The sequence below is a fragment of the Pseudomonas sp. ASL8 genome (assembly GCF_056680355.1).
This window is the reverse complement of the sequence record NZ_CM155278.1, coordinates 480,158-495,184: the sequence shown is the minus strand read 5'-3', so window position 1 is coordinate 495,184 and position 15,027 is coordinate 480,158. Positions and strand designations below refer to the sequence as shown.

Here is a 15,027-nt window from a genome sequence, read left to right as displayed (position 1 = left end):
AGACAGACAAAAAAGCCGACGTCGAGTCGGCTTTTTTACGCGCGTGAGTTCATCCAGAGCCCCTATTTCTTGCGCTTGGGCACCTGCACCAGTTGGCTGTTGGAGTACATGTCCTGCCAGTTGCGTTGCTGTTTGTCGAACAACATCCAGATAAAACCCAGCCCCAGGCACAGCCACGAGCCGATGGCGACCACGAAGCGCAGCAGTGCCTGCCACAGGCTGATGCCAGTGCCATCGGCGTTCTGCACGCGAATGCCCCACACCTGCATCCCGAGGGTCTGGCCTGAATGGGTCCAGAACTTGGCGAAGAAACCGAACAGCACAAACACCAGAATCGTTGAAAGCAGTGGGTCGCTGTCCAGCGCCCCGGACTCGGACATCGCGCGTAACTGAGTCTCACCGATAAAGGCCATCAGAATCAGCTTATAAACGAAGGTGGTGACCATCAGCAGTGCGATGCACAGCAGGGCGTCATAGAACATCGCCGCAAGGCGGCGGCCCAAGCCTGCAATGGGAAAGTCGCCTTGTGGGCGGAGCAGGTGTTTCGACATGGCGGGCTCTCGTTTGCAAAAAGAACCCATTTTACGGAATCCCAGCCATAAAAAAGCCCCCGATGTCAGCATCAGAGGCTTTTTTACTGATCGCTATTTAGGCTTCGGATTGAACTTCATCAGCCTGCAAGCCTTTTTGGCCTTGCACTGCGATGAAGGTCACCCTCTGGCCTTCTTTCAGGCTCTTGAAGCCGCTGCCCTGAATAGCGCGGAAATGGACGAACAGATCCGGACCGCTCTCTGGCGTGATAAAACCAAAACCCTTCTCGTCGTTAAACCACTTGACGGTACCGCTCTGACGATTTGACATTTTCTTATTCCCTGGACCTTGAATTGATGACAGCCTCTTTCGCCTGAAAGAGTACTGGACTGGCTGCAGGTAGTAAGAAACGTCGAGCGGGATGTAGCAATACTTAGAGCTACTGCCCAGGTCACGGTTCAAGCGACCCATGCAAACACAGTTAAGAAACTCTACGCCAACCATGGCAGAAAAAACAAGCCCTGCTCAGGCGTGGGTTTCAGGCGCTCTCCGGACGTTTTGAGTGTTTTGCCCATCAGGCGAAATCGATAGTTTTTTACCCGCATGCCTAGTTATATGCAAAGCGCGCCGTGGACTAACAGCGCACTTTACTGCGGTATACATTGCGATTACATGACAGCCAGTTGCCCTGTTTCTTGGCATCCAGCTTACTGGCGATAGCCGTTAGCCCCGCCGGTTAACCTCGGAAGTAACGCTGCGCTACGAACGGCATTTTGCTGACCCGCATCAGCACTTTCTTACCCCGTACGATGGCCCAGACTTCACTGTCCAGCGCGGTGTAAGCGCTGTCGAGGTAAGCCATGACCAGCGGTCCACCCAGCGTCGGACCGAACCCGCCGCTGCTGACCGTGCCGATGGGTTTGTCGTTGGCATCGACGATTTCTGCGCCTTCACGGACCGGTGTACGTTCCTGCGGTAACAAGCCGACACGTTTGCGGCTCACGCCGGCTTGCTGCTGAGCAAAGATCTGCTCCGCGCCAGGGAATCCACCGGCACGTGCGCCATCGGCACGTCGAACCTTGGAGATCGCCCATAACAGGCTGGCCTCAACCGGTGTGGTCTCGGTGTTCATGTCGTGGCCATACAGGCACAGGCCCGCTTCCAGACGCAGAGAGTCGCGGGCACCGAGACCGATGGGGGCGACCTCTGGTTCGGCCAACAAACGACGGGCCAATGCGTCGGCTTGATCGGCCGGGACCGAGATCTCAAAACCGTCTTCACCGGTGTAGCCGGAGCGGCTGACGTAGCAGTCGGCGCCGAGCAGCGTCACTTTGGCAAACTGCATGAACGTCATGTTCGCCACTTCCGGAGCCAGACGTGCAAGGACGGTCACCGCTTCAGGACCTTGCAGGGCCAGCAGGGCGCGCTCTTCGAACAGAGGCTGGATGTCGCACTGGCCGGCCAGGTGTTGTTGCAAGTGTGCAAGGTCCTGGTTCTTGCAGGCTGCGTTGACCACCAGAATCAGCTCGTCGTTGCCGATGTTGGCGACCATCAGGTCATCGAGAATGCCACCGCTTTCATTGGTGAACATCGCGTAGCGCTGCATGCCCACGGGCAGGTCGATGATGTCGACCGGTACCAGGGTTTCCAGGGCTTTGGCGGCGTTGGCACCGGTCAGGCGAATCTGGCCCATGTGCGACACATCGAACAAACCGGCATGCGCGCGGGTGTGCAGGTGTTCCTTAAGCACGCCAGCGGGGTATTGCACGGGCATGTCGTAGCCGGCAAACGGTACCATCCGGGCCCCGAGTTCGCGGTGTAAAGCGTGCAGTGGGGTAGTTAACAGCTGTTCGGTGGACATTCATGGCTCCTTGGAGTTTTTCCGGCTTTCGCTTTGTAGGGAGGGCGAAAGCAGTCGATTTCATGAGGCTGTTTCAGCACTCGATAATGTTCACGGCCAATCCGCCTCGGGCGGTTTCCTTGTATTTACTTTTCATGTCGGCACCGGTCTGGCGCATGGTGCGGATCACTTTGTCGAGGGAGACGAAGTGCTGACCATCGCCGCGCAACGCCATGCGCACGGCATTGATTGCTTTCACCGACCCCATCGCGTTGCGCTCGATGCAGGGCACCTGCACCAAGCCGCCAATCGGGTCGCACGTCAGGCCCAGGTTGTGTTCCATGCCGATTTCGGCGGCATTTTCTACCTGCTGAACATTGCCGCCCAACACTTCGCACAACGCTCCGGCTGCCATTGAGCAGGCCACGCCGACTTCGCCCTGACAGCCAACTTCGGCGCCAGAGATCGAGGCGTTTTCTTTATAGAGGATGCCAATCGCCGCCGCCGTGAGCAGAAAGCGCACAACCCCGTCCTCATTGGCGCCGGAGATAAAACGCATGTAGTAATGCAGTACTGCCGGGACAATTCCCGCTGCACCGTTAGTGGGGGCTGTGACGACCCGGCCGCCGTTGGCGTTCTCTTCGTTGACCGCCAAGGCATACAGGTTGACCCAGTCGAGCACCGACAGCGCATCGCGCAACGCCGCTTCCGGGTTGTTGCACAACTGGCGATGCAGCGCTGCTGCCCGGCGTTTGACCTTCAAGCCGCCTGGCAAAATGCCTTCATTGCGGCAACCTGCTTTCACACAATCCTGCATGACCTGCCAGATGTTCAGCAGGCCCTTGCGGGTTTCCGCTTCCGGGCGCCAGGCGGCTTCGTTGGCCAACATCACCTGACTTATAGACAGGCCATGTGTCGTGCAATGGCCCAGCAAATCCTTGGCGCTTTTGAACGGATAGGTCAGCGGCGTGCTGTCTTCGACGATCCTGTCAGCACCGGCGGCGTCTTCATCGACAACAAAGCCGCCACCGACCGAATAATATTCGCGGCTACGAATCTGCAACCCGGCGGCATCGAAGGCACGGAAAATCATGCCGTTTGGATGGAACGCCAAGGGTTTGCGGATCATTGCCAGGTGTTGTTTTTCGACGAACGCGATGCAGTGTTCACCCAACAGGTTCAGCTGTTGGCTGTCGCGAATCTGTTGCAGACGCGCAGAGATGGTTTCGGTATCGACGGTGTCGGGGTGTTCGCCTTCCAGGCCCAACAGCACGGCCTTGTCGCTGCCATGGCCCTTGCCGGTAGCGCCCAGCGAACCATACAGCTCGACCTTGACGCAGGCCGTTGTCGTCAGCAAATCGTCACGGCGCAGACCTTCGGCGAACCGGGCAGCAGCCCGCATCGGGCCCACGGTATGCGAACTGGAGGGGCCGATACCAATCTTGAACAGGTCAAACACGCTCAGCGACATGATTGCACTCCGGTTTTTTATTATAGACATGGAGGTCGCGTTTATTTGTGGGAGCGAGCGTGCTCGCGATCAGATTGGCGTGGTGTCTCCGATACGCCGTAATCGCGGGCAAGTCCGCTCCTACAGGGTCATGCGTCGTAGCAAGGGTGGGGCTACTTTGCACAGTAGCCCCATCTCGATCAGGCGTCTTGATAGCTCTCGATGGACGGGCATGCGCAGACCAGATTACGGTCGCCAAACACGTTATCGACGCGACCCACTGGCGGCCAGTATTTGTTCTCGATCAACGAGGCTACCGGGTACACCGCTTGTTCGCGGCTGTACGGATGGGTCCATTCGCCGACGATTTCAGCGGCGGTGTGCGGCGCGTTTTTCAACGGGTTGTCGTCCTTGTCCAGTGCTCCGCTTTCCACTGCGCGGATTTCTTCGCGGATGCGGATCATGGCTTCGCAGAAGCGGTCCAGTTCTTCCCTGGATTCGCTTTCGGTCGGCTCAATCATCAGGGTGCCTGCGACCGGGAACGACATGGTCGGTGCGTGGAAGCCAAAATCGATCAACCGCTTGGCCACGTCATCGACGCTGATACCGCTGCTGTCTTTGAGCGGACGCAGGTCGAGGATGCATTCGTGGGCGACAAGACCGTTGCTGCCGGTGTACAGCACGGGGTAGTGCTCTTCCAGGCGACGGGAAATGTAGTTGGCATTGAGGATCGCCAGTTGCGACGCGCGCTTGAGGCCTTCGCCGCCCATCATGCGGATGTACATCCAGGTGATCGGCAGAATGCTCGCGCTGCCAAACGGCGCTGCGCTGACAGCACCTGTTTTGCGTTCCATCGTCCCGTGACCCGGCAAGAACGGGGTCAGGTGCGATTTGACGCCGATAGGACCAACGCCCGGGCCGCCACCACCGTGGGGAATGCAGAAAGTTTTGTGCAGGTTCAGGTGCGAAACGTCGCCGCCGAACTTGCCCGGCGCGCAGAGGCCGACCATGGCGTTCATGTTGGCGCCATCAATGTACACCTGGCCGCCGTTGTCATGGACGATCCCGCAGATTTCGCGGATGCCTTCTTCGAACACGCCGTGCGTCGACGGGTAGGTAATCATCAGTGCGGCGAGGTGTTCGCGGTGCTCGATGGCTTTGGCGCGCAGGTCTTCGATGTCGACGTTACCGCGGGCATCGCAGGCAGTCACGATCACGCGCATACCTGCCATGTTGGCGGTCGCGGGGTTGGTGCCGTGGGCGGACGAGGGGATCAGGCAGATGTCGCGACGATCATCGCCACGGCTCTGGTGGTAAGCACGGATCGCCAGCAGGCCAGCGTATTCGCCCTGAGAACCGGCGTTAGGTTGCAGCGAGATGGCGTCGTAACCGGTCGCGGCGCAGAGCATCGCTTCCAGTTCGTCGGTCAGTTGCTGGTAGCCCAGGCTTTGTTCAGCGGGTGCGAAAGGGTGCAGGTTGCCAAACTCGGCCCAGGTGATTGGGATCATTTCGCTGGCGGCATTGAGCTTCATGGTGCAGGAGCCCAGCGGAATCATGGTGCGGTCCAGTGCCAGGTCCTTGTCGGCCAAACGACGCAGGTAACGCATCAGCTCGGTTTCGGAGTGGTAACGGTTAAACACTGGATGGCTGAGGATCGCTGACTGGCGCAGCAACGCAGCAGGCAGGCGTGACTCGACGCTGCTGGCCAACGCATTGAAGTCCGGCAGGCTTTGCCCGTTAGTGGCGAACAGCTGCCACAGGGTTTCGACGTCGGCCTGTTGGATAGTTTCGTCGAACGACAGGCCAAGGCGCTGAGCATCGATTTCACGCAGGTTGATCTGTTGGGCGCGGGCCTTGACGTGCAGCGCAGCCGTATCGGCACCGGTGTTCAGGGTCAGGCTGTCAAAAAAGAATGCCTGATCGACGTTCAAGCCCAACTGCTTCAAGCCTTCGGCGAAAATTGCGGTCAGCTGGTGCGTGCGTTTGGCGATTTGCGTCAGGCCGCGCGGCCCGTGATAGACCGCATACATGCTGGCAATGTTGGCCAACAGAACCTGCGCGGTGCAGATGTTGCTGGTGGCCTTTTCGCGACGGATATGTTGCTCGCGGGTCTGCATCGCCAAGCGGTAGGCGGGCTTGCCATGACGGTCGATGGAAACACCGACCAGACGGCCTGGCATATCGCGTTTGAACGCATCGCGTGTGGAGAAGTAGGCCGCGTGTGGCCCGCCAAAGCCCAATGGCACGCCAAAGCGTTGCGCACTGCCGATGGCCACGTCTGCGCCAAACTCACCCGGAGGGGTCAGCAAGGTCAGGGCCAGCAGGTCGGCAGCCACGGCGACCAATGCATGAGCGGCATGGAAACGTTCGACCAGTTCGCGGTAATCGAACAGGTCACCGTTGCTCGCCGGGTATTGCAGCAGGGCACCGAAATACTCGCTGACATCGCTCAGCTGGTTTTCATCCGCAACGACGACAGTGATGCCCAGTGGCTCGGCACGGGTGCGCAGTACATCGAGGGTCTGCGGGTGGCAATGGCTGGAGGCGAAGAACAGGTGGCTGCTTTTGTTCTTGCTCAAGCGTTTGCAGAAGGTCATGGCCTCGGCGGCGGCAGTGGCTTCATCGAGCAACGAGGCGTTGGCGATGGGCAGGCCGGTAAGGTCGCTGATCAAGGTCTGGAAATTCAGCAGCGATTCCAGTCGGCCTTGGGAAATCTCTGGCTGATAAGGAGTGTAAGCGGTGTACCAGGCCGGGTTTTCCAGCAGGTTGCGCAGAATCGGTGCCGGGGTGTGGCAGTTGTAATAGCCCTGGCCGATGTAGGTCTTGAACAGTTGGTTTTTGCTGGCGATGGCTTTGATTGACGCCAGGGCATCGGCTTCGCTTTGCCCGGCAGACAGCTCCAGAACACTGGTGTCCTTGATGCTGTCCGGGATGACGCTGGCGCTCAGTGCTTCCAGGGAGTCGAAACCCAGGGTCGCGAGCATGGCTTTTTCATCAGCCTGGCGCGGGCCGATGTGGCGCGCAATAAACTCGTTGGCGGTGCTCAATTCGATACGGTCAGTCATGTCGGCTCCTCAGGCTTCAGCGCTGGCTTGGATCAGGCGGTCGTAAGCGTCTTGATCAAGCAAGCTGTCGATGGCGCTGGCGTCTTCAGGGATGAAGCGGAAGAACCAGCCGGCGCCCAGTGCGTCTTCGTTGACCAGTTCAGGCGTCGCTTCGAGTGCTGCGTTGACTTCGACCACTTCGCCAGTGAGCGGCATGTTGATGCTGCTGGCAGCCTTCACAGACTCAACCACCGAGGCTTCAGCGTGTTGCGTGTAAGTCTGCAATTCAGGAAGTTGCACGTACACCACATCACCCAGCGACTCTTGCGCGTAGGGCGTAATGCCGACGGTGACGCTGCCATCCGCTTCGGTACGCAGCCATTCGTGGTCGACGGTGAATCGCAACTCGCTCATAAAAACTCCTCAAGGGGCAAAAGCTCACGGCGTGCATGAGCATCATGAGGAAAGACCATAGCAAGTTTGCGGCCAATATTATTTAATCGTTATATATCAATGGCTTGCATGTATTTTGCGGTGGCGAGGCGATAGAGGGTGTAGCGAAATCGCTACAGTTGTGGCGCGATAAAAAAGGCTTACAGGATCAAAGCCTTGCACACGGGGGATGTCCGGAAGCTGTAGCGAAATCGTTCCGCTGTAGCGGTTTCAGTACAGATTTTGCAGATGGTTAACAAAATCGGTTCGAGACCTCAGCCTTTCCCCGGAATCCCGTACTTGCGTAACCGATGGGCGATGGCGGTGTGGGAGGTTTGCAGGCGGGCGGCGAGTTGGCGGGTGGAGGGGTAGCTGATGTAGAGCTTTTCCAGCAAGGTTTTCTCGAAGTTCTCGACCGCCTGTTCGAGGCTGTCGACTTCGCCGTCGTTTTGTCGGGCGACGGACGTGCCGGCAATGTCCAGATCGCCGATGTCGACCAGTGTGCTTTCGCAAATAGCCGCCGCGCGGAAGATTACGTTCTGCAACTGGCGCACGTTACCCGGCCAGCGATTACCCAGCAGCGCAGGGTAAGTGCCCGGTGTCAGGCGGCAAATCGGCCGTTGAATCTGCGCGCAGGCCTGCTCCATGAAATAGCGCGCCAGCAGCAGGATGTCCTGCCCGCGATCGCGTAACGGCGGCACTTCCAGGTTGAGTACGTTCAGGCGATAGAACAGGTCTTCGCGGAAGGTGCCTTCGCTGACCATTTTCTCCAGGTCGCGATGGGTCGCGCTGAGAATCCGCACGTTGACCTTCACTTCACGATCGCCCCCTACGCGGCGGAAACTGCCGTCATTCAGGAACCGCAGCAGCTTGGCCTGCAGGTACGGGGACATTTCGCCGATTTCGTCGAGAAATACCGTGCCGTGGTTGGCCAGTTCCATCAGCCCTGGCTTGCCGCCACGTTGTGCCCCCGTGAAGGCGCCGGGGGCGTAACCGAAGAGTTCGCTTTCGGCGAGGTTTTCCGGCAGTGCTGCGCAGTTGAGCGCAAGGAAAGGGGCGCTGTTGCGGGTACTGATGGCATGGCAGGCACGCGCGACCAATTCCTTGCCGGTTCCTGTTTCGCCTTGAATCAGCAGTGGCGCATCGAGGGCTGCCACGCGCAGGGCACGGGCCTTGAGGGTACGAATCGGTGGTGACTCGCCCAGCAAGGCATCGAAACCTTCGGCATGGTCATGGTGCAGCGCGGCCAGGCGTTCGCCGATCCGGCTCGGTTGGTACAGCGTCAACAGCGCGCCTGCGTCGGTGATCGGGGTGGCATCAAGCAGTAACACTTCACCGTTGAGCGTGACTTCGCGCAACGGCAGGCGAAAGCCGTTTTCCAGTAATGCGGTTTGCAGGCCGGGGTCGGCGAACAGCTCGGCCACGGATTCACCTGCAGGTTCACGTCCACACAGGGCAATCAGCGCCGGGTTGGCCAGCAGCACATGTCCGGCGCTGTCCAGGGCCAGCACCGGGTCGGTCATGGCGGCGAGCAGGGCATCGAGTTGCAAGTGGCGACGCTGACCGGGAAGGATGTCCACCACGGTGATCGCTTCGACACCGCGCACCCGGAACAACGCATCCTTCAACTCTTCGAGCACTTGCGGGCTAAGAGTCGGGGCATCAATGTAAACGTTCGGCGGCACCATCTCCACGGCGTCCAGATTCAGATTTCGTCCACCCAGAATGGCCAGCACTTCCTGGGTGATACCAACGCGGTCGATAAAACAGACGTGAATACGCATGGGCAACTAAAGGTTCTGGACCGCGGGGGCAGCAATTATGCCAGCAAATGGGTCAACGGCGTGTCAGGTCGTCCGCGTCAGTGGTATTGCCGGGCCAGTTCGCGGGAGGCGTGCCTGGCCATGGGCTCATTCCAGATGTTCTGGCTTCACCGGATCACCTGGCTTGGCGTCGAGCAGTTGCCGGATGTGTTCGAACATGGCGTCGTATTGCCCATGCATCGAGCGCAGGTCCGCAGCTTTGGGCATGCCGTGTTTGACCGCGATGTGAAAGGCTTCGCTGGCAAAGTTGTAGGCCATGTCCTTGGGCAGTTCGAATTCGTCCTTGAACGCAGCGCCATTGATCTCACCGTCCATGAAAAAGTGCATGGCCATGCCTTGCGTGGGGGCCTGTCGCACTTCATATCGGATGTGGATGTCGTAGCTGAAATCGGTGGGTTGCAGTGCAACGCGAGTGATGTGCAGATGACCGGGTTCGAACATGTGCATTGCTCCTTCGCTGGACGAAACGATAAGTGTCGGGATAGACCTCGCGGCCTATCCCGAGGTTCATTTATAGATAATGCCAGGTGTGGCACTGCTGATTCGCGTGCCGGCGTTACCGTTGACGATGTCTTCAATATCTTCCAGTGATCCGATCACCGCGACCTTGCCGGTATTGCGCGCGAAGGTGCAGGCTGCCTGCACTTTAGGCCCCATCGAGCCTGCGGCAAAGCCCAGTTTTTCCATCTCGTCAGGGTGAGCCTGGGCGATAGCCTTCTGCGTGGGTTTGCCCCAGTCGATAAACGCGGCGTTCACGTCGGTGGCAATCACCAGCAAATCACTCTCCAGTTGCTCCGCCAGCAAGGCCGAGCACAGGTCTTTGTCGATCACGGCTTCGACACCTTGCAGCTGGCCGTCCTTGTCATACATCGTCGGGATGCCGCCGCCACCGGCACAGATCACGATGCTGCCTTTTTCCAGCAACCACTTGATCGGGCGGATCTCGAAGATACGTTTGGGTTTCGGGCTTGCAACCACTCGGCGAAACTTATCGCCATCCGGGGCGATGCTCCAGCCCTTTTCCTTGGCCAGGCGCTCTGCTTCTTCTTTCGAATAGACCGGGCCGATGGGCTTGCTCGGATGCTGGAAAGCGGGGTCGTTGCCGTCTACCTCGACTTGGGTCAGCAGAGTGGCGAAAGGCACCTCGATGGGCAGAAGATTGCCCAACTCCTGTTCGATGATATAGCCGATCATGCCTTCGGTTTCAGCGCCGAGCACGTCCAGCGGGTAAGGCGCCACGGCGGTGTAGGCCGATGCCTGCAAGGACAACAGGCCCACTTGCGGGCCATTGCCGTGGGCCACCACCAGCTCATTGCCGGGGACGATTTTGGCGATCTGTTGGGTGGCGACGCGGATATTCATCCGCTGATTCTCCGCAGTCAGCGGTTCGCCACGGCGGAGCAGGGCGTTACCACCCAATGCAACGACGATACGCATGGTGTTTTTCCTCAAAGTCAGATGTCGGCCAGCGCCGACACCAGGATTGCCTTGATGGTGTGCATGCGGTTTTCTGCCTGCTCAAAAGCGATATTGGCCGGCGACTCGAAGACCTCTTCGGTGACTTCCACGCCATTGGCCAGATTCGGGTAACGGCTGGCGATGTCTTTGCCGACCTTGGTCTCACTGTTGTGAAACGCTGGCAGGCAATGCATGAACTTCACCCGAGGGTTGCCCGACGCCTTCATCATCGTTGCGTTGACCTGATACGGCAGCAGCTGTTCGATGCGCTCGTCCCAGGCTTCAACCGGTTCGCCCATGGAGACCCAGATATCGGTATGGATGAAGTCCACGCCCTTGACTGCTTCCAGCGGGTCTTCAGTGATGGTGATGCGGGCACCACTTTCCTCGGCGAACGTTTTGCACTGGGCAATGAAGTCAGCGTGCGGCCACAGGGCCTTGGGTGCGCCAATGCGTACGTCCATGCCCAGTTTGGCGCCGATCATCAGCAGTGAATTACCCATGTTGTAGCGCGCGTCACCCAAGTAGGCATAGCTGATGTCATGCAGCGGTTTGTCGCTGTGTTCACGCATGGTCAGGGTGTCGGCAATCATTTGCGTCGGGTGGAACTCGGCGGTCAGGCCGTTGAAAACCGGCACACCGGCGAATTTAGCCAGTTCCTCGACGATTTCCTGTTCAAAGCCACGGTACTCAATGGCGTCGAACATCCGGCCGAGCACGCGGGCGGTGTCTTTCATGCTTTCTTTGTGGCCGATTTGCGACGACACCGGGTCGATGTAGGTGACGTGGGCACCTTGATCGTGGGCTGCAACTTCGAAGGCACAGCGGGTGCGGGTCGAGGTTTTTTCGAAGATCAGCGCGATGTTTTTGCCTTTGAGATGTTGCTGCTCGGTGCCTGTGTACTTGGCGCGTTTGAGGTCGCGGGACAGGTCGAGCAGGTAATGCAGCTCGCGGTTGGTGTGATGCATCAAGCTCAGCAGGCTGCGGTTACGCATATTAAAGGCCATGTTTCAGATCTCCTTGGGTTTCGGTTATCTCCCTGGCGGGCTCGGGATAGGGCCAAGCCAGGGCACATGTGGGTGATCGATGACTCAGTAATCGATCGGGTCGCGCAGGATCGGGCAGGTCATGCAGTGACCACCGCCGCGACCCCGGCCGAGTTCGCTGGCGCTGATGGTAATGACTTCGACCCCAGCCTTGCGCAGCAGGGTGTTGGTGTACGTGTTACGGTCGTAGCCGATGACCACGCCCGGTTCCAGCGCGACCACGTTGTTGCCGTCATCCCATTGCTCGCGTTCGGCGGCGAAGCTGTTACCGCCGGTTTCGACCACGCGCAGGGTTTTGAGATTGAGTGCAGCGGCCACGGTATCAAGGAAGTTGGTTTCTTCGCGACGCACATCAATGCCGCCCGGCTTGCTTTCATCGGGGCGCAGGCTGAATGCGACGATCTGGCTGACCACTTCCGGGAAAATCGTCACCAGGTCGCGGTCGCAGAAACTGAACACGGTATCCAGGTGCATCGCGGAGCGGGACTTCGGCAAGCCCGCGACAATGACCCGTTCGACCGCATTGTTCTTGAACAGGTTCTGCGCCAGTTGGCCAATGGCCTGGTGCGAGGTGCGCTCGCCCATGCCGATCAGTACCACACCGTTGCCGATGGGCATGACGTCGCCGCCTTCAAGGGTGGCGTTGCCATGGTCCAGATCGGGGTCGCCGTACCAGACCTGGAAGTCGGCGTTGGTGAACTCCGGGTGGAATTTATAGATGGCGCTCGCCAGCAGGGTTTCCTGACGACGGGCAGGCCAATACATCGGATTCAGGGTCACGCCGCCATAAATCCAGCAGGTGGTGTCGCGGGTGAATATAGCGTTGGGCAGTGGTGGCAAGATGAAGCTGGAGTGGCCGAGGAAGTCGCGGAACATTTCGATGGTCTTGCCGCCGAAGCTGGTCGGCAGATCATCGGCCGACACGCCGCCAATCAGGAATTCGGCGATCTGGCGTGGCTCCAGGCTGCGCACCCAGGCGTCGACTTCATCGACCAGAGCAACACCCACCAGATTAGGTGAAATCTTGCGTTCGAGAATCCAGTTCAGCGCCTCTGGAAGCGCGACGATGTCGGTCAGCAGGTTGTGCATTTCCAACACGTCAGTGCCGCGCTCACGCATTTTAGTGACGAAGTCGAAGTGATCGCGCTTGGCCTGACCGACCCACAGCACGTCATCGAACAGCAGTTCGTCGCAGTTAGTCGGCGTCAGGCGCTGATGCGCCAAGCCTGGTGAGCACACCATGACCTTTCGAAGTTTGCCAACTTCAGAGTGAACGCCGAGTTTGACTCTATCGGTGGACATATCTGTATTCCTCCAATGATGTACGCATGGGTGTTACAGGGTCAGGAAGCCGTCGTAGAGACCATAGGCGGCAATCAACGCGCCGATGACCACTGCAGCAAAGATCAGCTTCTCGACGTTGGTGAAAACGGGTTGGCCTGCTTCATGTTTTGCCTTGGCAAACAGGATCACCCCTGGTGCATAAAGCAGCGCCGACAGCAGCAGGTACTTCACGCCGCCGGCGTAGATCAACCAGATTGCGTAGGTCAGCGCGACGGCACTGATAGCGAGGTCTTTCTTGCGTTCGGCCAAGGCTTGCTCATAGGTCTCGCCGCGCACCGCCAGCAGCAGGGCATACGCTGCCGACCACAGGTAGGGCACCAGAATCATCGAGGTGGCAAGGTAGATCAGCGACAGGTAGGTGCTGGCCGAGAACAGGGTGATGATCAGGAAAACCTGAACCAGGCCGTTGGTCAGCCACAAGGCATTGGCTGGCACGTGGTTGGCGTTTTCCCTTTTGAGGAACGCGGGCATGGTGCGGTCTTTGGCTGCGGCGAACATGATCTCTGCGCACAGCAGCACCCACGACAGCAGCGCACCGAGCAGGGAAATGACCAGGCCAACGCTGATCAGCACTGCACCCCAATGCCCGACGACGTGTTCAAGCACGGCGGCCATGGACGGGTTTTGCAGTTTAGCCAGCTCGGGCTGGGTCATGATGCCCAGCGACAACACATTCACCAGTACCAGAAACAACAGCACGGTGATGAAGCCGATGATGGTGGCCTTGCCCACGTCCGAACGTTTCTCGGCACGGGCGGAGAAGATGCTTGCGCCTTCGATGCCGATGAACACCCAGACGGTGACCAACATCATGTTGCGGACCTGATTCAACACACTGCCCAGATCCGGGTTTTTAAACCCCCAAATATCAGCAGTGAAGATGTCCAGCTTGAACGCGAAGAGGGCGATCAATACGAACAGCAGCAACGGCACGACTTTGGCGACGGTGGTCACCAGGTTGATGAACGCCGCCTCCTTGATCCCGCGCAACACCAGAAAATGCACCGCCCACAGCAGCACTGAAGCGCCGATGATCGCCGCTAGCGTGTTGCCCTGGCCGAAAATCGGGAAGAAATAACCGAGGGTGCTGAACAGCAGGACGAAGTAGCCAATGTTGCCCAACCATGCACTGATCCAGTAACCCCAGGCGGACGAGAACCCCATGTAGTCGCCGAAACCTGCCTTGGCGTAGGCGTAGACCCCACCATCAAGATCGGGCTTGCGATTGGCCAGGGTCTGGAATACGAAACCCAAGGTCAACATACCCACGGCTGAAATGGCCCAGCCGATTAAAATCGCCCCTACGTCAGCACTGACTGCCATGTTCTGCGGCAGAGAAAAAATGCCTCCGCCGATCATGGACCCTACGACCAGCGCGACGAGTGCGCCGAGTCGAAGTTTGCCGGGAGATTGAGACATTGCGCAGCTCCATCCGGGAGAAGTGATGTCTCAGGGTAGGTGCCCTGACGGTCGCAAAATATGACGTAGGTCAACAGAGCTTCTTATGCAACGTGATGGCTAACGATGCGGTGGGCATTCCGATTGAAAATGTCGCATTGCAGCAACAGCCTGCTGCAGGCGCTCAGGGGGTCTCTGCATTCACGGGCTCGGGTCGTGACCAGATCCACAGGTTGCCCAGGCTCATGCCGGCGATGGCGAGGTACACCGGCCAGTGGTGCTCAAGCAGGATTAGCATGATGCCGGCGCACAGCACCATGCTCAGGGTGGCGCTGATTTTCGCGCGACGCGTGATCAAACGCCCGTTGCGCCAGTTATTCAGAATCGGTCCAAACAGGCGATGGTTTTCCAGCCAGGCGCTCAGGCGTGGCGAACTTTTAGTTGCAGCCCACGCGGCCAACAGGACGAATTCGGTGGTGGGCAAGCCGGGCACGACGATGCCGATCAGGCCGATCCCCACACTGACGTAAGCAAGGATGGCAAACAAACGGCGTGAAAGGATCGACCTGTGCGGTGTGCCGGTCTTGGTCTCGAGGGTCATGAGGCGTCTGTCCATTTGACAACACGGCCAGCTTAACAGGGCTGGCCGGGCTTGAAGCAC

13 protein-coding genes are annotated in these 15,027 nt (G+C 58.8%); all 13 read right to left on the bottom strand.

The window, feature by feature from the left end; genetic code table 11:
• Positions 1–62: 62 nt before the first annotated feature.
• Positions 63–551 carry an RDD family protein gene (locus AC1MEA_RS02300; protein ID WP_480916543.1) on the bottom strand — a complete coding sequence of 163 codons (489 nt, stop codon included), beginning with the start codon at positions 549–551 and terminating at the stop codon, positions 63–65.
• A gap of 97 nt (positions 552–648) precedes the next feature.
• On the bottom strand, positions 649–861 hold the full coding sequence (locus AC1MEA_RS02295; RefSeq protein WP_480916541.1) for a cold-shock protein: 213 nt from the start codon (positions 859–861) through the stop codon (positions 649–651).
• A gap of 406 nt (positions 862–1,267) precedes the next feature.
• Positions 1,268–2,392 carry a glycine cleavage system aminomethyltransferase GcvT gene (gcvT, locus tag AC1MEA_RS02290; RefSeq protein ID WP_480916540.1) on the bottom strand — a complete coding sequence of 375 codons (1,125 nt, stop codon included), beginning with the start codon at positions 2,390–2,392 and terminating at the stop codon, positions 1,268–1,270.
• 73 nt (positions 2,393–2,465) lie between these two features.
• Complete coding sequence (locus AC1MEA_RS02285) at positions 2,466–3,842, bottom strand: L-serine ammonia-lyase (RefSeq protein ID WP_219060946.1); 1,377 nt, start codon at positions 3,840–3,842, stop codon at positions 2,466–2,468.
• Between the two features lie 179 nt (positions 3,843–4,021).
• Entirely contained in the window at positions 4,022–6,886 is a 2,865-nt protein-coding gene (gene gcvP / locus AC1MEA_RS02280; protein WP_480916538.1) for an aminomethyl-transferring glycine dehydrogenase, read from the bottom strand.
• Between the two features lie 9 nt (positions 6,887–6,895).
• Positions 6,896–7,279, bottom strand: a complete 384-nt coding sequence (gene gcvH, locus AC1MEA_RS02275; RefSeq protein WP_219060948.1) for a glycine cleavage system protein GcvH — start codon at positions 7,277–7,279, stop codon at positions 6,896–6,898.
• 293 nt (positions 7,280–7,572) lie between these two features.
• Positions 7,573–9,081, bottom strand: coding sequence for a sigma-54-dependent transcriptional regulator (locus tag AC1MEA_RS02270; RefSeq protein ID WP_480916536.1), 1,509 nt, complete (start codon positions 9,079–9,081; stop codon positions 7,573–7,575).
• Between the two features lie 126 nt (positions 9,082–9,207).
• A complete protein-coding gene (locus AC1MEA_RS02265) occupies positions 9,208–9,561 on the bottom strand; it encodes a DUF5064 family protein (RefSeq protein ID WP_449633047.1) in 354 nt (117 codons plus the stop codon).
• A gap of 66 nt (positions 9,562–9,627) precedes the next feature.
• Positions 9,628–10,557: a carbamate kinase gene (gene arcC, locus AC1MEA_RS02260; RefSeq protein ID WP_480916534.1), complete on the bottom strand. Its 930-nt coding sequence runs from the start codon at positions 10,555–10,557 to the stop codon at positions 9,628–9,630.
• A 17-nt stretch (positions 10,558–10,574) separates the two neighbouring features.
• Positions 10,575–11,585, bottom strand: a complete 1,011-nt coding sequence (locus tag AC1MEA_RS02255) for an ornithine carbamoyltransferase (RefSeq protein ID WP_449633045.1) — start codon at positions 11,583–11,585, stop codon at positions 10,575–10,577.
• Between the two features lie 84 nt (positions 11,586–11,669).
• On the bottom strand, positions 11,670–12,926 hold the full coding sequence (arcA, locus tag AC1MEA_RS02250; protein ID WP_480916532.1) for an arginine deiminase: 1,257 nt from the start codon (positions 12,924–12,926) through the stop codon (positions 11,670–11,672).
• 33 nt (positions 12,927–12,959) lie between these two features.
• Complete coding sequence (gene arcD, locus AC1MEA_RS02245) at positions 12,960–14,387, bottom strand: arginine-ornithine antiporter (RefSeq protein ID WP_480916531.1); 1,428 nt, start codon at positions 14,385–14,387, stop codon at positions 12,960–12,962.
• Positions 14,388–14,550: 163 nt separating this feature from the next.
• A complete protein-coding gene (locus tag AC1MEA_RS02240; protein WP_480916530.1) occupies positions 14,551–14,967 on the bottom strand; it encodes a YbaN family protein in 417 nt (138 codons plus the stop codon).
• Positions 14,968–15,027: the final 60 nt, after the last annotated feature.